The sequence below is a fragment of the Aeromonas sp. s10 genome (assembly GCF_040907975.1).
Lineage (GTDB): Bacteria > Pseudomonadota > Gammaproteobacteria > Enterobacterales > Aeromonadaceae > Aeromonas > Aeromonas caviae.
Map to the genome: position 1 here is coordinate 217083 of NZ_JBFOCV010000033.1, position 26832 is coordinate 243914.

Below are 26832 nucleotides of genomic sequence, written 5' to 3' on the forward strand. Positions count from 1 at the left end.
CAGGCGCCTGTTTCATATCATTCGCCGCCATGCGGCAAGACAGGTGACATGACCCAAGCAATCCAGAGCGATGTGAGCTGCCAGAACTGCGAAGCCTGCTGCTGCCGCCTCGAGGTGATGCTCTTCACCGACACCGGCGTGCCGGACCGCTATATCGAGGAGCGGGAAGGAGAAGTGCCCGTGATGCACAGACTGGAAGATGGCTGGTGCGCCGCCCTCGACCGCAACACCATGATGTGTCGCATCTACGAGGTGCGGCCGCTTATCTGCCGTGAATTCGAGATGGGGGAGCCCGACTGCCTCGACGAGCGGGACAAGTGGTTCATCAGGCTGGAATGAACGGGAAGTTCAACCCGTGCTGACGTGGATCTCCTTGCCTTGCAGCCCCTCGAGGCGCTGTGTCAGCCAGTGGATGGCCTGCGCTTCCTCCTCGAAATAGCGCACCTCCTGAAAGGGAAGCCCGCTGAAGACGTGATCCGCCAGATAACGTTTGAAATCCCCGATCATGACCACCGCCAGAAAGGCGCAGCCATGAGTGGCGCACCAGTTGAACTGGCGACGAAAACGGGCCAGCACCTCGGGGCCGGCGGCCTCGAACTCGGTCGCGACCTCGACGATGCCCCAGGGGGCTCCCTGCAAACGGCTTATCTGCTGGCTGAACTTGTCCTCATAGGCCATGGCGCCTGCCAGGTTGAAAGGGCCGCTCGGCCGACAGATCAGCAGTTGCCCTTGTCGCTGCATCTCAAAATGGCCGTGTGCTTGCACGTTCGCCTCCTGCCTTGAGTCCTTCGCTGCGGCTGATATGCCCTGTGTTGCCACAAAGTAAGAATTTATCCCCGAAAAGTCCATGAAGCTCCCCGCATTGTGAACGGAAAGCGCCATTCACCCCCCGTTTTTACCCCGATGGCGGAATGTACATTTCTTCGACATGTTCTGTTGCAGTTAACAAAACGTTGCTGCTATTATCCGCGCCACTCAAAACATTCCACCTACTGAAACCTTTTGGCGTTCACCCAGGGATCAACGATGAAGCAACAAGACGCAAGTTATTACCAACGGATCTGGCGCTGGCATTTCTATGCCGGTCTCTTCGTCGCCCCCTTCCTGATCCTGCTCTCCCTCACCGGCATCGTCTATCTGTTCAAACCGCAGCTGGACAACCTGCTCTACCCCGAGCTGATGAAGGTGACGCCCGCCACCCAGACCCTGAGTGCCGACCAGCTGCTGGCCAAGGCAACCATCGCCATGCCGGACGCCAGCCTGCGCAAATACCTGCCCCCGGTGGCAGCGGACGCGAGCGCCCAGATAGTCGTGATGCGTGAAGGGCAGGAGCTGACCCTCTTCATGGATCCCGCGAACGGCGCCCTGCTCGGTACCATGGACAACAAGTGGAACCTGCAGGCGGTGGCGCGCGCTCTCCATGCGGAGCTGATGCTTGGCACCACGGGTGATCGCCTGATCGAGCTGGCCGCAGGCTGGGGAATCGTGCTCCTCGTCAGCGGACTCTATCTCTGGTGGCCCCGCAAGGGACCGGGTGTGGGAGGCATCCTCTGGCCGAGAATGCACCAGCGCGGCCGTCTCTGGTGGCGTGATCTGCACGCCGTGGTCGGCTTCTGGGGCGCAGGTTTCCTGCTGCTGCTGCTGCTGACGGGCATGACCTGGACCGGTTTCTGGGGCGGCCAGTTCGCCGACGTCTGGAACCGCTTCCCTGCGGCCATGTGGAACGAGGTGCCCAAGTCGGCCCCCCTCACCCGCAGCCTCAACCAGGCTCACGAACAGACCGTCTCCTGGGGGGCCGAGACCCTGCCCATGCCGAGCTCCCAACCCACGGCAGAGAGCCATGATCACAGCGCCATGACCCATGGCGGCGGACACGAGGGCATGGTCATGGCCAGCCATCGCATTCCGCTGCAACAGGTGGTCGACATCGCCAGCGAGCGTGGGGTCAGCCCGGGTTACAGCATCACCCCCCCGGTCGGTGAAACCGGCGTCTATACCATCGCCATCTTTGCCGATGATCCCCGCAACGACGCCACCCTGCACATCGACCAATACAGCGGCAAGGTGCTGGTCGACGTGCGCTGGCAGGATTACGGCCCGGTCGCCAAGACGGTGGAAACCGGCGTCATGCTGCACATGGGCAAGCTCTACGGCTGGCCGCACCAGCTCGTCATGCTGCTCATCTGCCTGATGATTCTGGCAAGCTCGGTGAGCGGGCTCTGGATCTGGTGGAGCCGCCGTCCCAGTGGCCGCCTCGCCGCCCCGCCCCTGCCCGCCAAGCTGCCTCCCATGGGCGGTGCCATCGCGGTGCTGGTCGTGCTCGGGATCTGCTTCCCGCTGGTGGGGGCCTCCATGGTTGCCATCTGGCTGCTGGACAGTCTCTTCTTCTCTCGCCGCACGGCCGTGGCCCAGGCAAGCTGACCCAGGGGCAAGCCCGCCTCATGCACTCGAGGGCTCCCTGTCGGGGGCCCTCGTCGTCTGCATCACCTGGCATCATCCTTCGCCTGGCGGCATGCTCCTCCCCTGGCGATCATCATATCGGTCTGATGAACAACAACGCATCGACACATCAGCAAAAAGGGCTCCCGTTCGGGAGCCCTTTTCATTGCCAAACGCGTCGGCCTCAGGTGAGCGCCAGCCCGGCGGAGAGCAGCAGGCTGAACAGAAATGCGCTGATGGCGGTCTTCTTGAGGGCGCCGGTCAGCACCTCGCCATCGAAACTCTCTCGCAGGGTACGGGCGGCATCGGTGAGGGGCTTCATGGCGGGCAGGAAGATCCAGGGCCAGAGGCTCGCAGGCTGGGTCAGCAGGAAGGCGATGGTCGCCAGCAGCGCCGCCCCCAGCAAGACCCAGTGATAGGCGATGGCCCGGTTGCGGCCAAGGCGCACCGCCAGGGTGATCTTGCCGCTGGCGGCATCGGTCTCGATGTCCCGCACGTTGTTGATGTTGAGCACGGCAGTCGCCAGCAGGCCGCAGGCGGTGGCGGGCAGCAACAGGTCCCACTCCAGGCGATGGGTGAAGAGGTAGTAGGAGCCGAGCACCCCCAGCAGGCCGAAGAACAGGAACACCGAGATGTCCCCGAAGCCGCGATAGCCGTAGGGGCTCTTGCCCACCGTGTAGGTGATGGCCGCGACGATGGCCGCTCCCCCCAGCAGGATGAACGTCAGGATCTGCTGCCACGCCTCCCCGAAGGCGCAGACCAGCAGGGAGAGGCCGCTCACCACGGCCGCCAGGGCGGTCAGCCCCATGGCCACACACATCTGGTGCCGGGTGATGAGGCCGGAAACCACGGCGCGCTGGGGACCGATCCGCTCCCCGTTGTCGGCACCGGAGACCGCATCGCCATAGTCGTTGGCCAGATTGGAGAGAATTTGCAGCAGGATGGCGGTCAGCAGGGAGAGTCCCATGATGGTGCCGTCGAACGCTCCCCGGCTGGCTGCCAGCCCCGAGCCCAGCAAGATGGAGGAGCACGCCAGGGGCAGTGTTCGCAAACGCGCCGCCAGCAACCAAACAGAGAAGGTATTTGTCATATTGTGATGGCCAAACAATCAGATATTGATCGTGTTAAGGGTTATCGAACCGGATTTAGGTATACTTGGCTGCGCGGGGGCGTCGGCTCCCCCGGGCAATTTACATGGACGAATGGGCAGATAATATATAGGAAATCGTCGCCCTTTGGCATCAACCTGCGCCATCCTCCCCCGGAGCGATCGCGATTATCCGGCTCAGACTAGACATCCATGTTGGCTCAGACCCACCTCAAGCAACAACTGGACGCCCTGCGTCACAGCACTGTCAGCGGTTTCGTGCGACTGCGCGTGGCCGCTCACGTCGACGTCTTTCCCGGCTGGTTGGCGGCCCAGACGCTCTACCCCCGCATCTATTGGCACGCCAGAGGGCAACAGAGCCCGGAGTACGTGGCGCTTGGCGCCATCCACGAGCTGACGCGGCCGGAGGATATCCAGCGGGTCTGCGACCTTGCCGGCACGGCCAGTGAAGACAGCCCTCGCTACTACGGTGGCCTGGCGTTCGACCCGGATCTGCCCGGCTGGCAGGGTTTTGGCCCCTGCCGCTTCGTGCTGCCCCGTATCGAACTGGTACGCCGGGGGGAGTGCACCAGCCTCTGCCTCAATCTCTGGCTGCCCGCTCGGGAAGAGGGTCACGCATTCGAAGCCGAACTCTGCGCCGCCGAGGCGGCGCTCGATGCCCTGCAACCCGAGGCCCCTCTGCCCGCCCTGCAAAAGCGGCCATGGCAGCGCCAGGACCTGCCGGGCCCTGCCCAGTGGCAGACCCTGGTGGAGCAGGTCACGGCCCCCGACTTCCAGGCCCGCACCCCCAAGGTGGTGCTGTCGCGGGAGAGCCTGCTCCAGAGCGAGGCGCACGATGCGCCCCTCTGCCCCTGGTCCCTGCTGACACAGTGGGCCCGCCACGCCCAGGAGTGCTTCCACTTCGGCTTCCAGTTCTCCCCCGAGCAGAGCTTCATCTCCTGCTCCCCCGAGCGCCTCTACCGCCGGGAGAAGGGCCACCTCTTTACCGAGGCGCTGGCAGGCACCATTCGCCGTTCCGGGGATGAGGCGACCGACGCGGCCCTGGCCGCCGAGCTGCTGGCCGACAGCAAGAACCGGCTGGAGAACCGGCTGGTTCACGCCGACATTCTCAGCCGCCTGGCCCCCCTCACGACCGATGCCACCCTGACCGAGCCGCGCATTCTGAAATTGCGGCTGCTGCAACACCTCAAGTGCGACATCGAGGCCGAGCTCAAACCCGGCGTCTGCGACTGGCAACTGCTGGCTGCCCTGCACCCCACCCCCGCCGTGGGGGGCGCCCCCCGCGAGGCGGCGCTCGCCTTCATCCGTGAATGCGAGCCCCATGATCGCGGCTGGTATGCCGGTGCCTGTGGCATGCTGAGCCGGGAGACCTCGGAGTTCTCCGTCGCCATTCGCAGCGCCCGGATCAGGGGCCCGCGCATCAGCCTGTTCGCCGGTGCCGGCATAGTGGCGGGATCGGAGCCCGCCGCCGAGTGGGCCGAACTCGACAACAAGATCGCCAACGTGCTCTCCCTGCTGGGATAGCGTTTCTTACCGACTCCTCACTGCGAGAGCTTCATGTCCGCCAGCCACGTGTCCGCGCATCACGCCTTTGCCAGCCATCACGCCACCTTCAACCATGTCTGGTCCTCCCTCTTGCTGGAAGAGCTCTTTCGCCTCGGCGTGCGTGACATCGCCCTGGCCTCCGGATCCCGCTCGGCGCCGCTCACCATGGCCGCCGCCGCCCACCCGGGCTTTCGCCGCCACCTGCACTTCGACGAGCGGGGTCTGGGCTTCATGGCGCTGGGGCTGGCCAAGGGGAGCGGCCGCCCGGTGGCGGTCATCATGACCTCTGGCACCGCGGTGGCCAACCTCTGGCCCGCGGTGGCGGAAGCCCAGCTCACCGGGGTCCCGCTCATCATTCTCTCTGCCGACAGGCCACCCGAGCTCATCGACAACGGGGCCAACCAGGCCATCGATCAGCCGGGGATCTTCGGTCGCTACCCCGTCTATCAGCAAAATCTGCCGAGCCCCACTCCCGCCATTCCGGCGGCCTTCGTGCTGAGCTCGGTGGATCAGGCCCTGGCACGACAGGCGCACACCCCGGGGCCGGTGCACTTCAACTGCATGTACCCCGAGCCCCTCTATCCCGGCGACCACTATCTGGACTTTTCCGATTACCTGGCGCCCCTCGGCGACTGGCTGCACTCGGCCAACCCCTGGAGCCCCTGGCTGGTGGGCGAGCCGGGCTGCCCCGCCCAGCCGGACTGGGAGGAGCTGAAGGGCAAGCGCGGTGTCATCGTCGCCGGACGCATCCAGGATCCGGTACAAGGCAAGGCGGTGGCCGAGCTGGCCGACCGCCTCGGCTGGCCCCTGCTGGCGGATCTGCAAAGCCAGATCCGCTTCGATGATCGCAACCTCGTCCACACGGATCTCGCCCTGCAACACAGCGACTTCGTGGCCGAGCTGGCCCGCGCCGAGGTACTGCTGCAATTCGGCGCCCGCCTCATCTCCAAGCGCCTCGGCCAGTTCATCAAACAACACCCCTGGCAGGATTACTGGCTGGTGGACCCGCAGCCGGCACGCCTCGACCCCGACTACCGGCTGCGCCGTCGCCTGGTGTGCGACCCCGCCGCCTTTGCGGCTGCCCATCCAATCCCCCATTCGCAGCAGCCCTGGCACCAGTTGGCCACGCGCCAGCAGGCCATCAGCCAGCAGATCCGCACCGCCTGTGATCGCTTCTCGGAGCTCGGGGTGTGCCACCGCCTGAATCAGCTCATCCAGGGTCAGTTGTTCGTCGGCAACAGCATGCCGGCCCGGCTGATGGACATGCTGGGCGAGGTGGGCAAGGGCCCCAGCCGGGTGATGACCAACCGCGGCGCCTCCGGCATCGATGGCCTTATCGCCACCGCATACGGCTTCGCACAGTCGGTCCCGCCTGACAGTCGCGAGCCCACCACCCTGCTGCTCGGGGATCTCAGCGCCCTGCACGACCTCAACAGCCTGGCGCTGCTCGGCAAGGGGAGCCGCCCCCTGGTGGTGATCCTGCTCAACAACGACGGCGGCAGCATCTTCCGCATGCTGCCTGTGCCCACCCAGGACGCCCTGCTGGAGACCTACTACTGCCTGCCCCACGGCCTGCACTTCGAGCACGCCGCCGCCATGTTCGGCCTGCACTACCGGGCCCCCACCACCCTCGACGCATTTGAGCAGGACTATGCCGCAGCCCTGAAAAACGGGGTAACCCTGATTGAAATCAAGGTACCGAGCAGTGAAGTCGCCGAGGATCTCAAGGCACTGGGAGCCGCTATCCGTGGTCTCTGATCCCGCCGTACCACTGGTGCTGCTGCACGGCCTGCTGGGGGACGCCGACGACTGGCGACCTGTCATCCAGGCCCTGCCCGGCGTCCCGTGCCATGCCCTGGATCTGCCGGGCCACGGCCGCAACCGGGCACTGCGGGTGAGCGGCTTTGACGAGGCCCATCGCTGGCTCTGCGACGAGCTGGCCGCACGGGATATCGCCCACTACCGGCTGGTGGGGTATTCGCTGGGGGGGCGGCTCGCGCTTCATCACGCCAGCCACTCCCCGGCGGGGTTGCAGGCCCTGCTGCTGGAGAACTGCCACCCCGGGCTGCCTGCCGGTGAACGTCCGGCCCGCATCGCTCACGATGAAGCCTGGGCCCGGCGTTTCGAGTGCGAGCCTCTGACCCGGGTGCTTGCCGACTGGTACCGCCAGGGCGTCTTCGCCGACCTGGACGACGATGCCCGCACCCGCCAGGCCGCACGCCGCCTTGGCAACGACGGCAAGGCCGTGGCCGCCATGCTGAGGGCCACGTCCCTGGGGCGGCAGCCGGATCTCGCCCCCTGGCTTCGGGATACCCGGCTGCCGGTGCAGTGGGTCTCCGGCAACCGGGATCACAAATTCCATGCCCTCGCTTGCCAGTTGGTAAAGCAAGGCTGCAATATCAAACACTTGGCTCTGGATGGCGGACACAATCTGCACACAAGCCAGCCCGATACCTTTGCCCGGCTCCTGCGGGAGTGGGCTCACCAACCAGAAGAGAAGATCCATGATTGAAGCAATGACGGAAGCCGAGCTCTATGCCCCTGTCGAGTGGCACGACTGCTCCGCCGGTTACGAGGACATCCTCTATCACAAGTCCCCAGAGGGCATTGCCAAGATCACCATCAACCGTCCCCAGGTGCGCAACGCCTTCCGCCCCCGCACCGTGAAAGAGATGCTGCAAGCCCTGGCCGATGCCCGCTACGACGACAAGGTCGGCTCCATCATCCTCACAGGCTTCGGCGAGAAGGCCTTCTGCGCCGGCGGCGACCAGAAGATCCGCGGCGACTACGGTGGCTACAAGGACGATGAAGGCACCCATCACCTCAACGTGCTCGACTTCCAGCGTGACATCCGTACCTGCCCCAAACCCGTGGTGGCCATGGTGGCTGGCTACGCCGTCGGTGGCGGCCACGTGCTGCACATGATGTGCGACCTGACCATCGCCGCCGACAACGCCCAGTTCGGCCAGACCGGCCCCAAGGTGGGCTCCTTCGACGGCGGCTGGGGCGCCTCCTACATGGCCCGCATCGTCGGCCAGAAGAAGGCTCGGGAGATCTGGTTCCTCTGCCGCCTCTACGACGCCAAACAGGCCCTCGACATGGGGCTGGTCAACACCGTCGTGCCCCTGGCCGAGCTGGAGCGTGAAACCGTGCGCTGGTGCCGCGAGATGCTGCAACACAGCCCCATGGCTCTGCGCTGCCTGAAGGCGGCCCTCAACGCCGACTGCGACGGCCAGGCCGGTTTGCAGGAGCTGGCAGGCAATGCCACCATGCTGTTCTACATGACCGAAGAGGGTCAGGAAGGGCGCAACGCATTCAACGAGAAACGCCGTCCCGACTTCTCCAAATACAAGCGGAATCCCTGATGACACTCGCCCTCTACCGCTACCAACTGCCCTTTACCCAGCCCCTGGCCTTTCACGGTCAGTTGCAGGTAGCGCGCGAGGGCCTGCTGGTACGCATCGACGATGGCTGGGGGGAGATAGCCCCCCTGCCAGGATTTTCCAAAGAGACCCTGGCCGACGCCCAGGCCGAGGCCCTCGACTGTCTGGCGCAGCTGGCGCGGGGACAGACCCCGACACCACAGCGGCCCTCGGTGCAGTTCGGGCTCGACTGCGCCCGTCGTAGCTGGCCCGAGCAGGGTGCCCCCCTGCCCGAGCCCTATCCGCTGATCCAGGGCTCCCCCCAGGAGCTGCTCAAGAACTGGAAACAGTGGCTGCACGAGACCCCCCTCAAGGCCAAGCTGAAGGTAGCCCGCTACCCCATGCGCGACGAGCTGGCGCTGATCCGGCTGCTGCTCGATCGGCGCCCCAACCTCAAGCTGGTCCTGGACGCCAACCAGGGCTGGACCCGCGAGGAGGCCTGGGCCTTCTGCGGCCACCTGGATCCGAATCGCATCGAATACCTCGAAGATCTGTGCGCCGACTTCGAGGACATCGCCTTCGTCGCCAGCCGCACCGGCATGCCGGTGGCGCTGGACGAATTGCTGGCCCAGGGCAAGCCCTGGGAGCCCATCCCGCAACTGCGCGCCCTGGTGCTCAAGCCGACCCTGCTCGGCGCCCTCGCCAACAGCGAGGCCCTGGTAGCCCGCGCTCGCGAACTAAAGCTCAAGGTGATCGTCTCCTCCTGTTTCGAGTCCGGTCTCGGCCTCGGCCAGCTCGCCCGCCTCGCAGGGGAGTGGGCGCCGGATCAGGCCCCTGGCCTCGATACCCGCCGCTGGCTGGCCAGGGATCTGCTGGACAAGCAGGGGCAACCCGATCCGGGCAGGATGGACCCCCTGTTTCACCGTGACTGACCCATGGTGACCCGTCAGCTCCCACGGCAGGAAACCTGCCCGGTACGACGCTGGGCGACACTGGCCCCTCATCGCATTGCCATCCACAGCGGGGAGCCTCTTAGCTACCAGCGCCTTGACCTGCGCCTCAACAGCCTGTGCAATCAGCTCGCCCGGGCCGGGCTGGAACGGGGAGATCATCTCGCCGCCGTGGTGCGCGGCGCCCTGGAGGATGTGTTGCTGGCCTGGGCCTGCGTGCGCAGCGGCATCGTCTTCTGCCCCCTCAATCCCGCCTTTCCGGCAACCAGACACAGCATACTGGCGAGCCAGCTCGAGGCCCGGGCATTCTGGTCGGCAGGCGAGATCCCGGCGGGCGATTGGCAAGCCCTCAGCCTCGACTTCACGGGCGAGCTGGCCGCAGATGGGGAGTCCCCGCTGGTACCCGACCAGCCGAACAACATGATCCTCACCTCGGGATCCAGCGGTACCCCCAAGGCGGTGGTACACCGCCTCGCCAACCACCTCGCTTCGGCCCGGGGTTCCGCCACCCTGATCCCCCTGGACGAAGCCTGCGGCTGGCTGCTCTCCCTGCCACTGTTTCACGTCGGCGGTTACGCTATCCTGTTCCGGGTCTTCCTGGCGGGAGCCGCCCTGGTGCTGGACGATCGCACCCGGCCCCTCAAGGCGCGGCTCGAGGATCAGCCCATCACCCACCTCTCGCTGGTGCCGACCCAGCTCTGGCGCCTGCTGGCACAGGGGTTCGACCCATCCCGCACCCGGGTGCGAGAGCTGCTGCTCGGGGGCGCCGCCATCCCGGCGCCCCTGGTCAACCGGCTGACCGCTCTGGGGCTGGAGCCCAAGGTGAGCTATGGCCTCTCCGAGATGGGCAGCCAGGTCTGCACCGGGCAACCCTGCGCCGCCGGCGTGGTGGGTCGCCCGCTGCCGGGGCGGGAGGTCTGCATCCGCCAGGGGGAGATCTGCGTGCGCGGTGAGACCCTGTTTGCCGGCTATTTCAGGGAGGGCGAGCTGGTGCGCCCCCTCGATGAAGAGGGCTGGTTCCACACCCGGGACAAGGGCCGCCTCACTCAGGGGGGCGATCTGGTGGTGGAGGGGCGGCTCGACAACCTCTTCATCTCGGGAGGGGAGAACATCCAGCCCGAGACCATAGAGCAGCGGCTGGTGGATCACCCCGCCGTGGCCCAGGCCCTGGTGGTGCCGGTGCCGAGCGACGAGTGGGGGCATAGGCCCGCCGCCTTCATCGACTGGCACGGCGAACCGGCACCATCTGCCGAGCTGGCCGCCTGGATCAGGCTGTCGTTACCCGGCTTCATGGTGCCGGACCAGTGGCATCCCTGGCCGGATCTCGGCGGCAATCTGAAACCCTCCCGCACCCTGCTCGCCCGCAGCTTGCGACAAGAGGAGTGACGCCTCCCCCATATGGGGCGGAGTCCTTGCTATCAACACAGCCCCCTTTGGGGCTGTTTTTATGTTGTTTGCTCCCGAATGCATCATTTCGCTGCGCCATCTGGCCAATTGATATTCCTTTGGAGCCCAATAACCTCTCTGGTCCCCACGCCTCTCCATCCACCAAAGGGATCATGATGAAGCACCTCTCTCCCCGACTGCTGCTCCTGGCAGCCCCAGGCCTGCTCGCCACCTCGGCGCTGGCCAACTACTCCCCCTCCGACTGGCAACAGTATCAACTCAAAGGCGAATCCAGCCGTCAGCTGGGGGATCGTCTCACCGAAGTGACCTTTGAACTGAGCGCCCGCAGCGGCAACGCCCCTTATCAGCAGTTGAGGGTGTATCGCCGCTTCGACTGGCGCGATGCCAACCTGGCTGCGCTGGCAGAGCAGCAGTGCGGCGAGCCGCAACTCAAGATCGAGCAGGGCTGGCAGATCCGCTACCTCAGCTGTGAAGAGGTGGTGCCGGCCGGCAAGGCCGTCCCGGCCAGCAGCTATGACTATGGCTACGGCATGAAGCAGGGCCGCTGGGAGCCGCTGGCGGGCACCCCGACCGCGCCGCGTCAGGATCGTCTGCCGCTGGCTGAACGGGTCATTCTGGGTCACAGCGAGCAGGAGCTGGATCGCTGCGAGCTCAACGCCGAAGGTCGCTGCGCCGAGCAGGCATGGCAGTACCAGCCGCAAAACTGGCAGCAGTTGAAGGTGCTGGAAGAGACCCCCAATGAACGGGATGGTCGCCTCGAGCAGATCTTCTTCCGCCTGCAGCCCATCGCGGGCAGCCAGGCCGCCAAGCAGGTGAGCGAGCTGCACGTCTGGCGCCAGTACACCTGGTTGCTGGACGAGATCAAGGCCCAGCAGGAATGCGATGAACCCCAGACGCGTCAGGAAGGGGACAAGACCATCAGCTACCGGGTGTGCCGTCAAACCCTGCCCGCTGGCAGCGAAGTGCAGGTGGTCTTGAAGGACACCGGCTATCAATACCCGGTGGGGGGCAGCGAATGGCAGACCCTGCCGGAGACAGCCGAGTGGCAGGAGAGCCGGGTGCTCAACCGCCCCATCGTGCTGGCCAGCAAGGAAGAGCAACTCGACTGTCGCCGTGCCGACGGCCGCGCCTGCTCCGAGCCGGATCTGCCGGGCACCGAGCTGCTGGACGCCGAAGCGGCCAAGATAGTGCAGGATGCCAGTGGCCAGCCTGCGCCGGTCTGGCAGGAGAACTATGGTCACGATGACACCAAGCTGCTGGCCGTGTCCCGCGGCATCCAGAGCCTGCTGGCGGCCAATCAGCCGGCTCATCCGGCCATGAAGCTGCTGCTGGAATACGTGCGTGCCCACAACTACCACAACTACGGCAAGCACAAGGAAGACGGCCCGGCTGCTGCCGAGGCGCTGGCCGAGGCATTGACGGCACTCGGTGCCCATCCGCTGCTCTTCCCGGAGCAGGCCAGCGACGAAGTAGGCGCCGTCATGGGAGCCTGGAGCATCGCTCTGCACGGTCAGTTCAAGAGCCCGGCAGTGCAGAGCCGCTTTGGCACCCTGCTCGGCGAGTTCAACCAGATGCTGGCCTACAGCACCCGTCATGCCAGCGAGATCAACGGTCAGCACGCCTGGGCGACCGGTCTGTTCGATCTGCTCAACTTCCTCGACTTCGCCAGCGACTACAGCGACCCCTTCGCCAACGACTTCCGCCAGCAGGATGGCGAGCTGCGCAAGCAGCTGCACGCCCTAGGCATGAGCGAACTCGCGTTGTGGCAAGGAAGGGATGGTGCCGATCTGTTCCTGCTCAACAACGTGCTGGATGCCTACACCCGTCTCTACCGGGTCGCCCGCTATACCCGCCCGGACGAGCTCGACGGCTACCGCAAGCTGCTGGATGACTCCGTCATCGCACTGGTTCGCCACCACGACCTGATCCCCGGTGGCCAGCAGAGTCAGGACCTGCTGGAAGACATGTCGCTGACCCTCTCCACCTACTACCTGACCTACACGGACCGCACCAGCGAAGCCTGCATCAGCGGTGACTTCGCCGGGCTCTGCACCCCTGTCCGGGTGGAGGACGTGCTGCCCTTCGAGCACACCTGCTCGCCGACCCTGCGCCTGCGGGCCCAGGATCTGACCATGAGCCAGGCCGAGGGGATCTGCCGTGAACTGGGTGCCGAAGAACAGCAGTTCCACCAGCAGATGGAGACCGGCTGGCAGCCGGTGGCGGACGATCACAACGAGGCGCTAGAACTGGTGGTCTTCAACTCCTCCGCCGACTGGAAACGCTACGGCAGTGCCCTGTTCGGCGGCGTCTCCACCGACAACGGCGGTATCTACCTCGAAGGGGATCCGGCTCGCCCCGGCAACCAGGCCCGCTTCTTCGCCTACGAGGCGGAGTGGAAACGCCCTGCGTTCCAGGTGTGGAACCTGCGCCACGAGTACGTGCACTACCTGGACGGCCGCTTCAACCAGTACGGCAGCTTCGGCCACTACCCGCTCAACCGCACCACCTGGTGGTCGGAAGGGCTGGCGGAATTCATCGCCCACGGTCAGTGCTTCGCCCGCGGTCTGGACAACGTCGCCGGCCGCCCGGCCAGCGACCGTCCGGCCCTGGCCGACATCCTGCACCTGGATTACGACAAGGGTGGCGAGATGGTCTACTCCTGGTCCTACACGGTGCACCGCTTCCTGAATGAGACCGGTCGCGGCGCCAGCTGGCTGGCCATGGCCCAGGCCCTGCGCAACCCGGATCAGCAGCAGGCCATGAGCGCCTTCGAAGCCGAGCTGGACCAGCTGATTGCCAATGACAGCGAGGCCTACCAGCAGTGGCTCGGCCGCGAGCTGCTGCCTTGGTGGAAAGCCAACAAGGACTCCGACGAGTGCAAGGCCAACGACTCCTCCCACTGAGGACGAGACGGCTATGACAAGGGGCGGCCATGGTCGCCCCTTGTTTATGGCGCCGTTTGATAAGCCCGGGATCGGGGCGCGCGCTGCGACAACCTCTGCCCGAGTGAGACCCTGCGCCGCCATCAAACCTGACGCGCCACAACAACTTGTAATAGAATGGCCCCCTGTCTTCTCTTACTTCAGACCCGAACCGCACCGCGCATGAAGAAGTTTGCCAAGATCCTGCTCGCCTGCCTCTGCCTGTTGCTGGCCTCCATCGCCGCCCTGCTTGGCTACAGCGAGTGGACCGTCTCGGACGCCCGTCACTACACCTACGACGACGTCAACGCGGTGCCCTACAACCGGGTCGCCCTGGTGCTCGGCACCTCCAAATACCTGATTGGCGGCAGCCCGAACCACTACTTCAAATACCGGATCAAGGCCGCCGCCGAGCTCTACAACAACGGCAAGGTGGACTACATCCTGGTCTCCGGCGACAACGCCACCGTGCAGTACAACGAACCGCGCCAGATGCGGCGGGCCCTGATCCAGGCCGGCATTCCGGCCAGCGCCATCTACAGCGACTACGCAGGGTTTCGGACTCTGGACTCCATCGTGCGTGCCAAGGAGGTGTTCGGTCAGGCCCACTTCACCGTGGTCTCCCAGGCCTTCCACAACGAGCGTGCCATCTTCATCGCCCGCCATTTCGGCATCGAGGCGGTCGGCTTCAACGCCGTGGATCCCAGCGCCTATCAGGGCATCAAGACCCGGGTACGCGAGGTGTTCGCTCGCCTGATGGGGCTGCTAGACCTCTACGTGCTGGACAAGGGGCCCAAGTTCCTCGGCGAGCCCATCGTCATCGGCGGCCCAGTCCCCTGCCAGGCGTTGAGCACCATAGGGGCTAACCAGCCCTGCCTGCCCATTGCACCGCCCCCTCATCCACCGAAAGCCAAGCCGGCAGCGGTCGTGAGCGCTGCAACCGCCACCAGTGCAGCGGCAGCAACCAGCAGTGCCTTGGCCACCAGCGCAGCCATGCCGAGCGAAGCAACACCCGTGGATAATCCGGCTGCCAGCAGCGCGCCGACCCCTCAATAGCAGAGACCCGCCAACAGGCGGGTCTCTTTCATCAGGTGAAATGGGGCGTCAGGCCAGCGCCGCCACGTAACGCCGTGCCACCTCGTCCCAGTCGATCACGTTGTAAAACGCGGCTATGTAGTCGGGACGCTTGTTCTGGTACTTGAGGTAGTAGGCATGCTCCCACACATCCAGCCCGAGTATGGGGGTGAGCCCCTCCATCAGGGGGCTGTCCTGGTTCGCGCTGCTCACCACCTGCAACTTGCCGCGCCCATCGACCACCAGCCAGGCCCAGCCGCTGCCAAAACGGCTCAGCGCCGCCTGGGTAAAGGCCTGCTTGAAGGCCTCCAACCCGCCCAGATCCCGCTCGATCGCTGCGGCCAGCTCGCCGTCCGGCTCGCCGCCACCCTGCGGACTCATCACCTGCCAGAACAGGCTGTGGTTGGCGTGGCCGCCGCCGTGATTGCGCACCGCCCCCTGAACCTGGGCCGGCAGGCTGTCGATACGGGCAAGCAATGCCTCCAGCGGCAGGGTAGCCAGCTCCGGCAGATCGGCCAGGGCGGCATTGAGGTTGGTGACATAAGTCTGATGGTGACGGCTGTGATGGATCTCCATGGTCTTTGCATCGATATGGGGTTCCAGCGCGTCATAGGCGTAAGGAAGGGCTGGCAGGGTATGGCTCATGTTCATTGTCTCTCCTGTTGGGCTCAATGCAGTTGATGGGCAGAGCCGGTCTGACACAGACATTGACCCAGGCTGCGCTGGATGCCGTCGTGATGACCGTGTTTGCCCAGAAAGGCGAGCAGCTCGGTACGGGTGCTGCGGGCGTGGCGAACAGCCGCCTCCCGCAGGGCAGCGGAACTGGTGGGGGACTGGCTGGTGGCCAGCAGGCAATCATGGATGTGACACAGCAGGTCGGCGGCCCGATCCGGCAGGGTCATGGCCACCAGCAGATCCGCCAGGTTGTGATGGGCCACCACCAGGGCCGCCACCGCTTCGTCGGCATCGTGCCAGTCGGCAAACTGCTGGCGGGCAAGCCACAGCGCCTGCTGATAGCAGTCGAGCGCCCTGGCGTACTCCCCCGCATCGAAATGGCGGTTGCCACTCAGGGTCTGCGCCTTCCAGTGCGCCATGCTGCTGTCCGCTCCGGTGGTACCGACCCACCCCTTCACCCAGGTTCCCGTCATGACTCGATCACTCAAATGATAATAATTATTATTTAACTTATTTGATGAGCAGACGCAAGGAATAGTTGGTGCCGCCTTTTTTGCCCATATGGGTAGGGTTTTTCTGCAATCCCCGGTTTAGTGATCCCATCCACAGATACATTTGAGTTCAGCCACCATGCTGCCGGTACTGGCATGAGGCCAGTGGCTGCCCCGGTGACGACCCCCGGTGACGACCAGAATGCAGCCGGTTTTTTCACAAGGACGGTGAAGATGAAAAGATGGCTATTGATGCTGTTGTGCGCCCTGCCCATGCTGGGTCAGGGGGCCGGTTATACCCAGACCCGCTACCCCATAGTGCTGGTGCACGGTCTGTTCGGTTTCGACAAGCTGCTCGGTGTCGATTACTTCTACGGCATCCCCCAGGCCCTGACCCGGGATGGCGCCAAGGTCTACGTGGCACAGGTCTCCGCCACCCAGAGCTCGGAGCTGCGCGGTGAACAGCTGCTCAAGCAGGTGCAGCAGGTGCTCGCCATCACGGGGGCGGAGAAGGTGAACCTCATCGGCCACTCTCACGGTGGCCCCACCATTCGCTACGTCGCTTCGGTCGCCCCCGAGCTGGTCGCTTCCGCCACCAGCGTGGGCGGGGTCAACCATGGCTCGGAGATCGCCGACCTGGTGCGGGCCAAGGTGACACCGGGCTCGGCGGCCGAAGGTCTGACGGTGGCCGCCGCCTCGGCCCTGTCCGGGGTCATCTCGCTGCTCTCCGGGGGCAGCCAGCTGCCGCAGGATCCCCTCGCCGCCCTCGACGCCCTCACCAGCACCGGCGCCCAACGCTTCAACCAGCGCTATCCGGAAGGGCTGCCGAGCCAACATTGCGGCGAAGGGCCCATGCAGGCCGCCAACGGGGTCTACTACTTCTCCTGGAGCGGACGCGGCACCATGACCAACATCCTGGATCCGGTGGATCCGGCGCTGGCGCTGACCGGCAGCTTCTTCAAGGAGCCCAGTGACGGCCTGGTCGGGGTGTGCAGCAGCCACCTCGGCAAGGTGATCGGCACCCACTACCGCATGAACCATCTGGACGAGGTGAACCAGTCGTTCGGCATTCGCCACCTGTTCGAGACCGACCCGGTCAACCTCTATCGCCAGCACGCCAACCGCCTGCAGAGGCTGGGACTATGAACAGGGCATGGCTGATGGCTGCTCCGCTGGCGGCGGCCCTGCTGCTGGGGGGCTGGCAGTATTGGCCCTCCGCTGACGCAACCGCCCCTTCGCCGCAACATGCCGGGCCCGCTTCCCCTCTGGTCAGGCAGGCCGCACCGCCGTCGAATAAGTCCTCGCTGCAGGCCCGCCATGAAGCCTTTCTCGCGGCCGAGGGCAGCCTGACGGTGCCGACGGATCCGGGCCTGGCCAGCTTGCAGAAGCTGTTCGACGAGCGCGAACAGTTGCGCAGGCAGCGCTTCACCCCGGTCGAGCAGGAGCAGCTGTTTGCCGAGGACAGGCTGATGGAGCAGTGGACCCTGCGCCGCAAGGCGCTGGCGGAGTCCAGCGATGCCGACAAGCCGCTGCTGGCGAGCGAGCTGGAGCTCTGGCTGGCGGAGCAGCCCCAGTGGTTTCGGGAGGCGGAGGCCAACAGCCGCCTGCTGGGCGATCTGCAGGCTCTGGAGCAACTCCCCGCAGCCGGGCGTGACGCCGCACTGCGCGAACAGTTGGGACCGGAGGCGGCAGACCGGTTGCTCCAGCTGGCAGAGAGCCAGCAGGGGTTCGAGCAGCAGCTGGCCAGCTATCTGGCCGAGATCAGGCCCCTGCCTGCCGAGGCCCGGGTCAGCCAGCAGCCAGAGATCCTGGCACGCTGGTTCGAGCCCGGTCAGTGGCGACGGGTGGAGGCCCTCACCCGGCTCACCCTGGGCGAGCAGTAACCGGCATGAAACAGGGGCCCGCAAGTGGGCCCCCATTCTTTGACGCTGCCGCCCTTACTGCGGCTTGTTGGCACCCGGCAGCGGCTGCCAGGTGAGGCGAGTCACCCGGTTGCCCTGCACCTCGCAGGTGAGGCAGAGATCCTGCCACCCCTTCTCCTGGCGCAGGGAGACCTCTCCCTTGATGCCCTCTGCACTCCTCTTGAGTTTGGCCGGCTCGAAGGTCACCTTGTCACCTCCGGCGAGCGCCATCAGCTTGCCGTTGCAGAGCCACTGGGCGAGCTCGGCCCCCTTGAGCTTGACGCCCCCCTTGTCAGCCTTCTCCTCGGTGGTGCTCGGTGCAAACAACCCGCCCAGCTCGGCAGCCCGTCTGGTCAGCCAGGCTTCCCGCTGCTGCATGCTCATCTTGCTGACAAACTCCGCAGGCTGCCCCTTGTCGTCCAGCCATTGGGTCAGCTTGCCACTGTCATCGAAGGCGAACTGGGCGGCGGGCTCCTTCACCCCGAACAGCTTGCCGCCCTTGAAGTAGTAACGGCTCTCCCCTTCCTGTTTGCCCTGCTCGTTCAGGATGGGCACGGCGATGATGACGGGCGTGCCGTCGACCCAGGCCTTGATGTCAACGCCATCGTGGCTGAACAAGCGGGTATCGAGGGCGCTGTCGGCCCCCTTCTCCATCAGGGTGAACTGCTCGGCCAGGGAGGCGGCGAATGAAGGCAGGGAGCAGAGTCCCAGTCCCAAGCCGAGGCTCAGGGCGATCGCGGTTGTGCGCATAAGTGTCCTGTGGTGGGCCCGAAGGCCGGATTAACTCTCTACCAGCCAGGTCCTCAGTCCCTCCCGGTGAGCCTCGCTCAAAGGGATGGACTGCCGGGTCCGGTAGTCAAAATGGATCAGGGTCGTCTCGGCGGTCACCGCCAGCTCGCCGCCCTGCCAGGCTTCCTGCCAGAGCGTGAAGGAGCTGGTACCGATACACCGCACGCCGGTCTTGATCGACACCATCTGGCCATAGAACAGCTCCCGTTTGAATTGCACCGTGTAGCCCGCGATGATCAGATGCCAGTCATGCACATCCAGCTCGGGCGAGAAGAGGCGAAACAGGGGATCACGGGCCGATTCAAACCAGACCGCCGGCACCGTGTTGTTGATGTGGCCGAGGGCGTCCGTCTCTTGAAAACGGGGTTGGATCTGCATTTCCAGCATGGATGTCGACTCCTTGTTAGGACCGCGCACAGGCTAGCGCGCCAACCCGTCCGACTCAAGCGTCCCTGCCTGGGGGTGAGAGCCACCGCCGGTTTCCGGCTCCTGCGCCACCTGCTCGGGCTTTAACCAGGCGCTGCGAAAATCGAACCAGCCAAGGGCCGTCATGCGCACACCGTGCACGCCGACCCGGCTCTCCAGCTCCAGCCAGTGGTGAAACAGCGGCACGAACCAGCTCTGGCGCTGCACCTCGGCCAGCAGGGCGCGGGGGCCGGGCTCTTCACCATGGGCGCGCCACTGCGTCAATCCCTGCCACAGGGCCTGCTGGCCGCCCCACACCCGGCGCAGCAAGGGGGTGCCCTGAAGCCAGGCGTAAGGGGCGAAGGCGTGCTCATGCTCCAGGTTGAGGGTGCCGAACCAGAGATCCACATCTTCATCCTCCCCGCTCACCCAGCGCCCGTAGTCCAGGGTACGCACCTCGAGCTGGATCCCCTGCTCTGCCAGCAGGCTGCTCATGGCGCTGGCGCACTCGTTGAACTCCAGATGCTGGTTGAAGCAGGCCAGTACCAGCCGCGCTGGCAGGCTGACCGGGCCGGACTCGGGAAGAGGCAGGCTCTCGCGCCAGTGGGGCAGGAGACCCAGAGCGCTGGTCCAGCCCCGCTGCAGCTCGGGCGCCACCCGGGCCATCAGGGCGATGGGGTTGAGCAGCCGGGTCAGCCACTGGCGCAGGGCCGGGTCCTGCAGGGGGGCCGATCTGTCGTCCTGCAGCAGGAAGTAGCAGCCGGATTCCAGTTCTGACTCCCCGCGCATGGAGCCAAGCTCCGGGGTGTCGCTGCCCAGCCTGACGTGGCTCTCCAGCCGCTCCGCCAGCTCCGGCAGCATCCAGATGTCGATCTCGTCGAGCAGGGCCCGCAGCCCGAAATAGTCGTCAAATGCTTCGAGGCACAGGTGCAGCGGGTCGTTGGCGCTCACCCGATAGGGGCCGGTGCCCACCGGCTGCAGGGCGAAATTCGCCTCCCCCTTGAGCTCCCGCGGTAGGATGGCCGCCACCGGCTCGGCCAGCAGGTGCGGCAGCAGAGGATCCGGGCTGTCGAGATGGATGTCCAGGGTGCGCGGCCAGCGGCTCTCCAGCCGTGCCAGATGGGCGAACAGCGGGCGATCCCGCAAGGCCTGCAGGCTCTCCATCACATCCTCCACCACCAGTTCGCGGCCATGGTGAAAACGCACCACGGGGCGCAGATAGAAGCGCCAGTGACAGGGGGTCAGACACTCCCAGTAGTGGGCGAGATCCCCCTCTATTTCCCCATTTTCCTCGTTTCGCCGGGTCAGACCGTTGAAGATCTGGCGGCTCAGGTGAATTTCGGAGCGGCGCAAGGGCGCGGTGGGCAGCAGACCGGGCAGGGGCCGGTAGTAGGGTACCCTCAGGATCTGGCGCCCCTCCCGGGTGGCCTGGCCGAGCTGCTCGATAAGCAGCGGAGTGAGCAGATCGAGGCGATCTTCGGCCAGCCGTACCGCCTGCGCCAGCTGGCCCTGGCTCAGCAGATCCCGCAATCGGCGCCGGGTCAGGCTCTCCTGGTTGTCCAGCAGGGTGAGGCGGGAGCGCCGCCCCCGCCCTGCCTCCGCCGTCCAGCACAGCCAGCCCTGCCCTTCCATGCGGCGCAGCAGCAGGCGGGCATTGCGGGGGGTGCAGCAGAGCAGGTCCGCCACCTCGGCGAGGCTGATTTCCCGCTCGTCGCAGCCAAGCTGCTGGGCGAGCCGTTGAAATTGCTGATAAAGGCGGCTAGTAGGCATAAAAGAGGAAATCCATTGGCTGAAAGTCATCAGTTTTTACTTCCGCATTTTAGCTCAATACTGCTGGCGAACGTGAACACCACAGCACAGGAGCACCATCATGAGCCATGCCACCCCCCTCAAACCGAACCGGATCCAGCAAACCCTCCGTCGCTACTTCCTGAGGATCCTGCCCCGCCCTCTGACGCTGGTCGAAGATCCCATGGTGCAGCTCAACCGCCTGATGCAGTGGGACATGCACCAGATAGACGACAGGGAGTATCGCCGCCGTCTCTGAGGTTGCCGTCACCGACGCCATCCGGTCACCGCCATCCCCCGGCATTGCTTTGCCGGAATGGGTGGTTTACATCGGCGCCAGGACTGCTAGATTGGACGTCTATCCATCCATAATGGTGACATCCAACAAGGAGTGTGTGATGAAAGATGCGACCCTGGCCCTGCACCACGGCTTTGCCAACGACCCCACCACCAAGGCGGTCGCCGTGCCCATCTACCAGACGGTGGCCTACGAGTTCGAGAGCGCCCAGCACGGGGCGGATCTGTTCAATCTGGCGGTGCCGGGCAACATCTACACCCGCATCATGAACCCCACCAACGATGTGCTGGAGCAGCGGATGGCCGCGCTGGAAGGGGGGATCGCCGCGCTGGTGGTCTCGGCAGGTTCCGCCGCCATCACCTACGCCATTCAGGCGCTGACCGCCGCCGGTGACAACATTGTCTCCACGCCCCAGCTCTATGGCGGCACCTACACCCTGTTCGCCCACATGCTGCCGAGTTTCGGGGTCGAGGTGCGCTTCGCCAAAGATGACAGTGCCGAAGCCATCGCCGCCCTGATCGACGACAAGACCAAGGCGGTCTACTGCGAGAGCATCGGCAACCCGGCGGGCAACATCGTCGATCTGGCCGCGCTGGCCAAGGCCGCCCACGCCCGTGGCGTGCCGCTCATCGTCGACAACACGGTCGCCACCCCGGTGCTGTGCAAACCCATCGAACACGGCGCCGATATCGTGGTGCACAGCCTGACCAAATATGTCGGCGGCCACGGCAACTCCCTGGGGGGCGTCATCGTCGACTCGGGCAAGTTCCCCTGGGCGGATCACGCCGAGCGCTTCCCCCAGCTGACCAAACCCGAACCCTCCTACCACGGGGTGGTCTATACCGAGGCCTTTGGCCCGGCTGCCTTTATCGGCCGGGTGCGTACCGTGCCGCTGCGCAATACCGGCGCGGCGCTGGCGCCGATGAACGCCTTTCTACTGCTGCAAGGGCTGGAGACTCTGAGCCTGCGCATGGAGCGCCACGTGGATAACGCCCTGCGGGTCGCCAATCACCTCAAGCACCACCCCAAGGTGGCCTGGGTCAGCTACGCCGGTCTGCCGGGTCATCCCCACTATCTGCTGGCAGAGAAGTACATGGCCGGTCGCCCCTCGGCCATCCTCTCGTTCGGTCTGAAGGATGGTTACGAGGCGGGGGTGCGCTTCTACGATGCGCTCAAGATCTTCAAGCGGCTGGTCAACATCGGCGACGCCAAGTCGCTGGCCTGCCACCCCGCCTCCACCACCCATCGCCAGTTGAGCGAGGAGGAGCAGGCCAAGGCTGGCGTGAAACCGGAGATGATCCGGCTGTCGGTGGGGATCGAGGCGATCGAGGACATACTGGCGGATCTGGATCAGGCGCTGGAGGCCTGAGTCAGTCAGCAAGGGAGCGGGCATCAGCCCGCTCTTTTTTAGCCATCGGTGAACCGCCCCCCTCGCCTGCTCGTATACCACATCCTGCCACCGAATCGAGGTCGTTATGATAGTCCTGCACCACTTGAACAAATCCCGCTCCCAACGCATCATCTGGCTGCTCGAAGAGCTGGGCCAGCCCTATGAGATCAAGGCGTATCAGCGCGATGCCACCACCTTTCTGGCACCGCCCGAGCTAAAAGCCATCCACCCTCTCGGCAAGTCGCCGGTCATCGAGTTTGACGGCCGGGTGCTGGCGGAATCGGGCGCCATCACCGAGTACCTGATCGCCCGCCACGCTCCGGAACGGCTGGCACCGGCCACCGACAGCCCGGAGTATCCCGAATACCTGCAGTGGCTCCACTTCGCCGAGAGCTCCGGCATTCTGCCGCTGCTGCTCGACATGTTCGTGCGCAAGGATGGCAGCCCGATGCGCTTCCTGCCGGACTACGCCAAAGCCGAGTGCGCCAAGGTGCTGGGTTATCTCGATGAGGTGCTGGCAAACCGCCGTTACCTGGTGGCCGATCGCCTCACCGGCGCCGACATCCTGAACTCCTTCCTGGTGGATCTGCTGGCCCAGAGCGGCCAGCTGGCCCAGTTCCCGCACCTTGAGGCCTACTGGCAGCGACTCAACACCTATCCGGCTCGCCAGAAGGCGGCAGCCCTGGAGCGCGAGCTGGACCGCAGCGCCGAATAAACGGCGGTGCCCCGGTGACACCCTGCAAAACGCCCCGATGATCGGGGCGTTCTCTTTTCCGTTGGCCAGCCGGTGATCAGAGGGCGAGGGAAAGGATCCGCGCCACTATGGTTGCCAGGATGACTTACAGCGCGTGGGAGAGGATCCTGGCTACCTTGTCGGGATCGATGTCCTGCTGCTCCCCGAGGGCGGTCAGGCCGAACAGCTTGAGGTTGGAACAGATCCCCGGGATGCAGCGCGCATCCAGGCCATAGTCGGCGAGGTGGGTACCCACCCCCATCTGCTGGAAGAACTGCTCGGTACGGATGATCGCCTCCTCGATGCGCAGTGCCTTGTCCTCGCGGCTGGAGTGCCACACCCGCTCGGCGAACTGGGCCAGCTTCTCCTGCTTCTGGGCCGATTGCTCCCGCAGCAGGGAGGGCAGCACCACCGCCAGACTCTGGGCATGATCCAGCCCATGCAGGGCGGTGAGCTGGTGACCGATGGCGTGGGTGGACCAGTCCTGGGGCACGCCGCGACCGATGAGGCCGTTGAGGGCCAGGCTGGCCGCCCACATCAGGTTGGCACGCACCTGGTAGTTGGTGGGCTCCGCCAGCGCCCGCGGACCGTTGTCCACCAGCACCTGCAACAGCCCTTCCGCCAGCCGGTCCTGCACCTCGCCCCCCACCGGGAAGGTGAGGTACTGCTCGAGGATGTGGACGAAGGCATCCACCACGCCATTGCCCACCTGGCGCGGCGGAAGGCTGTAGGTGGTGGCGGGATCCAGCACCGCAAACACCGGTTGCACCAGCGGATTGTAGAAGGAGAGCTTGGCCTCCCCCCGGCTCACCACGGCGGCGGGGTTGCTCTCCGAACCGGTGGCCGGCAGGGTCAGCACACAGCCGAGCGGCAGCGCCCCCTTGATGGGGGCCTTGTCCCGCAGGATCTCCCAGGGATCGTCCCCCTCGAAGCAGGCAGCGGCGGCCACGAACTTGGTGCCATCCACCACGGAACCGCCACCCACCGCCAGCAGAAAGTCGATACGCTCGCGCTTGACCAGGGCCACCGCCTCCATCAGCTGATCGTACTGGGGGTTGGCGCCGATGCCGGGAAACTCCAGCCACTCCCGGCCCGCCAGCGCCTGGGTCAACTGCTCATAGACCCCGTTCTGCTTGATGCTGCCACCCCCGTAGAGCACCAGCAGACGGCTGCCGGCCGGGATCAGCTCGGGCAGCCTGGCGATCTGGCCTTCACCAAAACAGATGCGGGTGGGATTGGCATATTGGAAGTTGTACACGGCAGAGCCCTCGGTTGATTGCATGCCGGGGAATTGTGCGCCTGCCGTGCCATCAGGTCAAAAACGGGAGCCTGTCGTCAAAAATACGATGCCAGCCTGCCGATGCCGGGCGCTCCTGCCCGGCTTTGCTATGGTGATAGCGGGCAGACGAGTTCGTCGCCCCCTCAAACCCCTCCCGGGGTCCCTTTCCCACTCACAGGGTCTCTATCATGAAACTGAAGCACGCCTGGATTGCGGGTGCCCTCACCCTCTGTGCCCCTCCCCTGCTCTATGCCGCCGAGGTCACCACCCATGTGGCCGTGGCCCCCGGACAAGCCAGTCTGGCCGAAGAACTGACGGCCAGGGCAACCGTCACCGCCATCGACCTGACCACCCGCAAGGTCAGCCTGAAAAATGCCGAAGGGCAGACCCTGGATCTGATCGCCGGGGAGGAGGTGACCAACCTTCCCCAGCTCAAGGTGGGAGATGTCGTGGCCTTGAGATATCTGCAACTGCTGGACCTGACCCTGCTCAAGGGCACCGCCGGGGTGAGAAAACGGGTGGTGGAAGTAGAAGGGGGCAAGGCGGCCGCCGGGGAGAAACCCGCAGCCGGCGCCGGCATGCAGGTAACCATCTATGCCGATGTCATCGACGTGGACAAGGCGCACCAGACCATCCGGGTCAAGGGGGTTGACCATACCCTGACCCTCAAGGTGCAGGATCCGGCCCAGTTCGCCCTCATCGCCAAGGGGGACCAGATCAAGGCCGTGCAGACCACCGCCATCGCCATCGGCATCGCCCCCCAGAGTCCCTGAACCCTGACCACGGCCTGCCAGCCCCGTGGCAAGGGGTCAACCCCTTGCCTTTAACGCCCAAGGATTGCCGTTTGAATCACATCATGCCTGGGAGGCGGATTTGCCGGTGAGGCGATCCATGGCCTCCTTGAGCATGGCATCGCGCTGCGCGGCCAGGTCCTTGCTCTGCGTTTCGCGCTCCTCGGCAGAGAGCGTCTTGTCATCCGCTATCCCCTTGAGCTGACGCTCGAGATCGTCAAATTTTTTGCGATCAAAGCCCAGGGCCTTGTCCACCATCTGCTGCACCCGCGCATCCTTGACGCCACCGGTCAGGACTGTGTTCTTGCCGTTCCTGGCCAGATGCTCGTAGGTCAGCGCCTGCTGCGCCTTGCCGGTCAGCACCTGACTGGAGAGGCTGACCTGCTGAGACCAGCCGCTCTGCTTGTCGTCGCTGTCGCTGAGGGTCGCCAGGGCACGGTTCTGGGACGCGCTCTGGGCGAGTTGATGACCATAGGGTTTGATATCCATGAAGGCTCCACGCTCACTGCCGGCCTCGCCGGCTCCGGGGATGGGTTCCCCGCCATGGGCCGGAGACAGCAAATTGCAGGCCAACTTGAGTACCCCCCTCTTCCGATGGTTCAGCACGGGGTCACAGCACGCCTCCTTCTGCACTCCATGACGAGTGCGACCAGATCCATCAAAAAAGGCGCCCGAAGGCGCCTCTTGTGGACAGAAGTCGGCTCGTCATGACATCAGCGACGGCTGATGTGGAGCGGACCGAAGGTCTGGGCCACCGGCATGATCTCGATGCTGTTGATGTTGACGTGGGCAGGCTGCTCGCTGATCCAGAGTACGGTATTGGCGATGTCTTCCGGCAGGATGGCCTGCACCCCCTGATAGACGGTGGCCGCCTTGGCGTCGTCGCCGTGGAAGCGCACGTTGGAGAACTCGGTGCCGCCACACAGGCCGGGCTCCACGTTGGTGACACGCACCGCCGTGCCCGCCAGATCCGCACGCAGGTTGAGGCTGAACTGCTTCACGAACGCCTTGGTCGCGCCGTAGACGTTGCCGCCCGGATAGGGGTAGGTCCCTGCGATGGAGCCGATGTTGATGACGTGGCCGCGGTTGCGCGCCACCATGCCCGGCAACAGCAACCGGGTGATCAGAGCCAGGCCGCTGATGTTGGTGGCGATCATCTGCTCCCAGTCCTCAAGGTCTGCCTTGTGGGCAGGCTCCAGCCCCAGTGCCAGGCCAGCGTTGTTGACCAACAGGTCCACCTGTTGCCATTCGGTCGGCAGCCCCTCGATGGCGGCGCGGGTGGCAGCCTTGTCCTGGACGTCGAACACCAGGGGCAGGAACTGCTCGCCCAGCTCCTCGGACAGGGCGGCCAGCCGTTCGGCGCGACGCCCAGTGCCGATCACCCGGTGGCCTGCGCTCACCAGCAGGCGGCTGATGGCCTCACCAAAGCCGGACGAGGCGCCCGTTACCATTGCAATCATGTGAACCTCCATTGTTATTTGTCTTC

At 65.3% G+C, this 26832-nt stretch carries 26 protein-coding genes; 16 read left to right on the forward strand and 10 right to left on the reverse strand.

The features are described 5' to 3' along the window. Positions 1-48 precede the first annotated feature (48 nt). On the forward strand, positions 49-339 hold the full coding sequence (locus AB5Y59_RS10175; protein ID WP_039039772.1) for a YkgJ family cysteine cluster protein: 291 nt from the start codon (positions 49-51) through the stop codon (positions 337-339). Between the two features lie 9 nt (positions 340-348). Here the strand turns inward: AB5Y59_RS10175 and AB5Y59_RS10180 are convergent, their stop codons facing one another. Further along, a complete protein-coding gene (locus AB5Y59_RS10180) occupies positions 349-741 on the reverse strand; it encodes a hypothetical protein (protein ID WP_368211986.1) in 393 nt (130 codons plus the stop codon). Positions 742-1026: 285 nt separating this feature from the next. On the opposite strand from AB5Y59_RS10180, the gene AB5Y59_RS10185 reads away from it, so the two are divergent. Next, positions 1027-2421, forward strand: coding sequence for a PepSY domain-containing protein (locus AB5Y59_RS10185; protein WP_103858688.1), 1395 nt, complete (start codon positions 1027-1029; stop codon positions 2419-2421). A gap of 202 nt (positions 2422-2623) precedes the next feature. Here AB5Y59_RS10185 and AB5Y59_RS10190 read toward each other — a convergent pair whose 3' ends face one another. Further along, positions 2624-3529, reverse strand: a complete 906-nt coding sequence (locus tag AB5Y59_RS10190) for a 1,4-dihydroxy-2-naphthoate polyprenyltransferase (RefSeq protein WP_039039775.1) — start codon at positions 3527-3529, stop codon at positions 2624-2626. 210 nt (positions 3530-3739) lie between these two features. On the opposite strand from AB5Y59_RS10190, the gene AB5Y59_RS10195 reads away from it, so the two are divergent. The 8 genes from AB5Y59_RS10195 (at position 3740) to AB5Y59_RS10230 (ending at position 14788) form a co-directional block, all read left to right on the forward strand. Beyond that, positions 3740-5071 (forward strand): isochorismate synthase MenF, encoded by a 1332-nt coding sequence (locus AB5Y59_RS10195; RefSeq protein ID WP_043154006.1) that lies wholly within the window; start codon positions 3740-3742, stop codon positions 5069-5071. Between the two features lie 33 nt (positions 5072-5104). Further along, a complete protein-coding gene (gene menD / locus AB5Y59_RS10200; protein ID WP_368211927.1) occupies positions 5105-6850 on the forward strand; it encodes a 2-succinyl-5-enolpyruvyl-6-hydroxy-3-cyclohexene-1-carboxylic-acid synthase in 1746 nt (581 codons plus the stop codon). Continuing rightward, positions 6840-7604, forward strand: coding sequence for a 2-succinyl-6-hydroxy-2,4-cyclohexadiene-1-carboxylate synthase (gene menH / locus AB5Y59_RS10205; RefSeq protein WP_368211929.1), 765 nt, complete (start codon positions 6840-6842; stop codon positions 7602-7604). The genes menD and menH overlap by 11 nt, the downstream gene beginning before the upstream one ends. 4 nt (positions 7605-7608) lie before the next feature. After that, positions 7609-8457 carry a 1,4-dihydroxy-2-naphthoyl-CoA synthase gene (menB, locus tag AB5Y59_RS10210; RefSeq protein WP_010672740.1) on the forward strand — a complete coding sequence of 283 codons (849 nt, stop codon included), beginning with the start codon at positions 7609-7611 and terminating at the stop codon, positions 8455-8457. Further along, positions 8457-9386 carry an o-succinylbenzoate synthase gene (gene menC, locus AB5Y59_RS10215; protein WP_368211931.1) on the forward strand — a complete coding sequence of 310 codons (930 nt, stop codon included), beginning with the start codon at positions 8457-8459 and terminating at the stop codon, positions 9384-9386. The genes menB and menC overlap by 1 nt, the downstream gene beginning before the upstream one ends. A 3-nt stretch (positions 9387-9389) precedes the next feature. Further along, positions 9390-10790 carry an o-succinylbenzoate--CoA ligase gene (gene menE, locus AB5Y59_RS10220; RefSeq protein ID WP_368211932.1) on the forward strand — a complete coding sequence of 467 codons (1401 nt, stop codon included), beginning with the start codon at positions 9390-9392 and terminating at the stop codon, positions 10788-10790. A 176-nt stretch (positions 10791-10966) separates the two neighbouring features. Further along, positions 10967-13714: a collagenase gene (locus AB5Y59_RS10225; RefSeq protein WP_368211933.1), complete on the forward strand. Its 2748-nt coding sequence runs from the start codon at positions 10967-10969 to the stop codon at positions 13712-13714. Positions 13715-13870: 156 nt separating this feature from the next. Continuing rightward, a complete protein-coding gene (locus tag AB5Y59_RS10230; RefSeq protein WP_368211934.1) occupies positions 13871-14788 on the forward strand; it encodes a vancomycin high temperature exclusion protein in 918 nt (305 codons plus the stop codon). Positions 14789-14836: 48 nt separating this feature from the next. Here AB5Y59_RS10230 and AB5Y59_RS10235 read toward each other — a convergent pair whose 3' ends face one another. Further along, entirely contained in the window at positions 14837-15451 is a 615-nt protein-coding gene (locus AB5Y59_RS10235; RefSeq protein WP_368211987.1) for a superoxide dismutase, read from the reverse strand. A 23-nt stretch (positions 15452-15474) separates the two neighbouring features. Continuing rightward, positions 15475-15900, reverse strand: a complete 426-nt coding sequence (locus AB5Y59_RS10240) for a hypothetical protein (protein WP_029313599.1) — start codon at positions 15898-15900, stop codon at positions 15475-15477. Between the two features lie 306 nt (positions 15901-16206). Between AB5Y59_RS10240 and AB5Y59_RS10245 the strand changes: the two genes are divergently transcribed. Together AB5Y59_RS10245 and AB5Y59_RS10250 are read left to right on the forward strand one after the other, a co-directional pair. Continuing rightward, a complete protein-coding gene (locus AB5Y59_RS10245) occupies positions 16207-17118 on the forward strand; it encodes a lipase family alpha/beta hydrolase (protein WP_368211935.1) in 912 nt (303 codons plus the stop codon). Then, positions 17115-17855, forward strand: coding sequence for a lipase secretion chaperone (locus tag AB5Y59_RS10250; RefSeq protein WP_368211936.1), 741 nt, complete (start codon positions 17115-17117; stop codon positions 17853-17855). Before AB5Y59_RS10245 ends, AB5Y59_RS10250 begins: the two co-directional genes overlap by 4 nt. 54 nt (positions 17856-17909) lie before the next feature. On the opposite strand, the gene AB5Y59_RS10255 is transcribed toward AB5Y59_RS10250, so the two are convergent. The 3 genes from AB5Y59_RS10255 to sgrR are packed head-to-tail and all read right to left on the reverse strand — an operon-like array spanning position 17910 to position 20837. Further along, on the reverse strand, positions 17910-18623 hold the full coding sequence (locus AB5Y59_RS10255; protein ID WP_202043219.1) for a hypothetical protein: 714 nt from the start codon (positions 18621-18623) through the stop codon (positions 17910-17912). 30 nt (positions 18624-18653) lie between these two features. Beyond that, on the reverse strand, positions 18654-19049 hold the full coding sequence (locus AB5Y59_RS10260; protein WP_202044547.1) for a thioesterase family protein: 396 nt from the start codon (positions 19047-19049) through the stop codon (positions 18654-18656). Positions 19050-19082: 33 nt separating this feature from the next. Further along, positions 19083-20837, reverse strand: a complete 1755-nt coding sequence (gene sgrR, locus AB5Y59_RS10265; RefSeq protein WP_268451509.1) for an HTH-type transcriptional regulator SgrR — start codon at positions 20835-20837, stop codon at positions 19083-19085. A gap of 100 nt (positions 20838-20937) precedes the next feature. Here sgrR and AB5Y59_RS10270 point away from each other — a divergent pair, with 100 nt between their 5' ends. From AB5Y59_RS10270 to AB5Y59_RS10280, 3 genes are all read left to right on the forward strand, one after another. Next, entirely contained in the window at positions 20938-21114 is a 177-nt protein-coding gene (locus AB5Y59_RS10270) for a hypothetical protein (protein WP_080767934.1), read from the forward strand. 139 nt (positions 21115-21253) lie between these two features. After that, on the forward strand, positions 21254-22522 hold the full coding sequence (locus AB5Y59_RS10275) for an O-acetylhomoserine aminocarboxypropyltransferase/cysteine synthase family protein (RefSeq protein ID WP_368211937.1): 1269 nt from the start codon (positions 21254-21256) through the stop codon (positions 22520-22522). Between the two features lie 106 nt (positions 22523-22628). Further along, entirely contained in the window at positions 22629-23258 is a 630-nt protein-coding gene (locus AB5Y59_RS10280) for a glutathione S-transferase family protein (RefSeq protein ID WP_368211938.1), read from the forward strand. A 124-nt stretch (positions 23259-23382) separates the two neighbouring features. On the opposite strand, the gene AB5Y59_RS10285 is transcribed toward AB5Y59_RS10280, so the two are convergent. Beyond that, positions 23383-24558, reverse strand: coding sequence for an iron-containing alcohol dehydrogenase (locus AB5Y59_RS10285; protein WP_368211939.1), 1176 nt, complete (start codon positions 24556-24558; stop codon positions 23383-23385). A 185-nt stretch (positions 24559-24743) separates the two neighbouring features. Between AB5Y59_RS10285 and AB5Y59_RS10290 the strand changes: the two genes are divergently transcribed. Beyond that, complete coding sequence (locus AB5Y59_RS10290; RefSeq protein WP_010672725.1) at positions 24744-25328, forward strand: hypothetical protein; 585 nt, start codon at positions 24744-24746, stop codon at positions 25326-25328. Positions 25329-25409: 81 nt separating this feature from the next. On the opposite strand, the gene AB5Y59_RS10295 is transcribed toward AB5Y59_RS10290, so the two are convergent. Then, positions 25410-25835 carry a hypothetical protein gene (locus AB5Y59_RS10295; RefSeq protein ID WP_029313593.1) on the reverse strand — a complete coding sequence of 142 codons (426 nt, stop codon included), beginning with the start codon at positions 25833-25835 and terminating at the stop codon, positions 25410-25412. A 224-nt stretch (positions 25836-26059) separates the two neighbouring features. Further along, positions 26060-26806 carry an SDR family oxidoreductase gene (locus AB5Y59_RS10300; protein WP_045523059.1) on the reverse strand — a complete coding sequence of 249 codons (747 nt, stop codon included), beginning with the start codon at positions 26804-26806 and terminating at the stop codon, positions 26060-26062. Positions 26807-26832: the final 26 nt, after the last annotated feature.

Coding starts and splice junctions, on each gene's coding strand:
- AB5Y59_RS10175 (WP_039039772.1), top strand. CDS start 49: ATGACCCAAGCAATCCAGAGCGATGTGAGCTGCCAGAACTGCGAAGCC.
- AB5Y59_RS10180 (WP_368211986.1), bottom strand. CDS start 741: ATGCAGCGACAAGGGCAACTGCTGATCTGTCGGCCGAGCGGCCCTTTC.
- AB5Y59_RS10185 (WP_103858688.1), top strand. CDS start 1,027: ATGAAGCAACAAGACGCAAGTTATTACCAACGGATCTGGCGCTGGCAT.
- AB5Y59_RS10190 (WP_039039775.1), bottom strand. CDS start 3,529: ATGACAAATACCTTCTCTGTTTGGTTGCTGGCGGCGCGTTTGCGAACA.
- AB5Y59_RS10195 (WP_043154006.1), top strand. CDS start 3,740: ATGTTGGCTCAGACCCACCTCAAGCAACAACTGGACGCCCTGCGTCAC.
- menD (WP_368211927.1), top strand. CDS start 5,105: ATGTCCGCCAGCCACGTGTCCGCGCATCACGCCTTTGCCAGCCATCAC.
- menB (WP_010672740.1), top strand. CDS start 7,609: ATGACGGAAGCCGAGCTCTATGCCCCTGTCGAGTGGCACGACTGCTCC.
- menC (WP_368211931.1), top strand. CDS start 8,457: ATGACACTCGCCCTCTACCGCTACCAACTGCCCTTTACCCAGCCCCTG.
- menE (WP_368211932.1), top strand. CDS start 9,390: ATGGTGACCCGTCAGCTCCCACGGCAGGAAACCTGCCCGGTACGACGC.
- AB5Y59_RS10225 (WP_368211933.1), top strand. CDS start 10,967: ATGAAGCACCTCTCTCCCCGACTGCTGCTCCTGGCAGCCCCAGGCCTG.
- AB5Y59_RS10230 (WP_368211934.1), top strand. CDS start 13,871: ATGGCCCCCTGTCTTCTCTTACTTCAGACCCGAACCGCACCGCGCATG.
- AB5Y59_RS10235 (WP_368211987.1), bottom strand. CDS start 15,451: ATGAGCCATACCCTGCCAGCCCTTCCTTACGCCTATGACGCGCTGGAA.
- AB5Y59_RS10240 (WP_029313599.1), bottom strand. CDS start 15,900: ATGGCGCACTGGAAGGCGCAGACCCTGAGTGGCAACCGCCATTTCGAT.
- AB5Y59_RS10245 (WP_368211935.1), top strand. CDS start 16,207: ATGAAAAGATGGCTATTGATGCTGTTGTGCGCCCTGCCCATGCTGGGT.
- AB5Y59_RS10250 (WP_368211936.1), top strand. CDS start 17,115: ATGAACAGGGCATGGCTGATGGCTGCTCCGCTGGCGGCGGCCCTGCTG.
- AB5Y59_RS10255 (WP_202043219.1), bottom strand. CDS start 18,623: ATGCGCACAACCGCGATCGCCCTGAGCCTCGGCTTGGGACTGGGACTC.
- AB5Y59_RS10260 (WP_202044547.1), bottom strand. CDS start 19,049: ATGCTGGAAATGCAGATCCAACCCCGTTTTCAAGAGACGGACGCCCTC.
- sgrR (WP_268451509.1), bottom strand. CDS start 20,837: ATGCCTACTAGCCGCCTTTATCAGCAATTTCAACGGCTCGCCCAGCAG.
- AB5Y59_RS10270 (WP_080767934.1), top strand. CDS start 20,938: ATGAGCCATGCCACCCCCCTCAAACCGAACCGGATCCAGCAAACCCTC.
- AB5Y59_RS10275 (WP_368211937.1), top strand. CDS start 21,254: ATGAAAGATGCGACCCTGGCCCTGCACCACGGCTTTGCCAACGACCCC.
- AB5Y59_RS10280 (WP_368211938.1), top strand. CDS start 22,629: ATGATAGTCCTGCACCACTTGAACAAATCCCGCTCCCAACGCATCATC.
- AB5Y59_RS10285 (WP_368211939.1), bottom strand. CDS start 24,558: ATGCAATCAACCGAGGGCTCTGCCGTGTACAACTTCCAATATGCCAAT.
- AB5Y59_RS10290 (WP_010672725.1), top strand. CDS start 24,744: ATGAAACTGAAGCACGCCTGGATTGCGGGTGCCCTCACCCTCTGTGCC.
- AB5Y59_RS10295 (WP_029313593.1), bottom strand. CDS start 25,835: ATGGATATCAAACCCTATGGTCATCAACTCGCCCAGAGCGCGTCCCAG.
- AB5Y59_RS10300 (WP_045523059.1), bottom strand. CDS start 26,806: ATGATTGCAATGGTAACGGGCGCCTCGTCCGGCTTTGGTGAGGCCATC.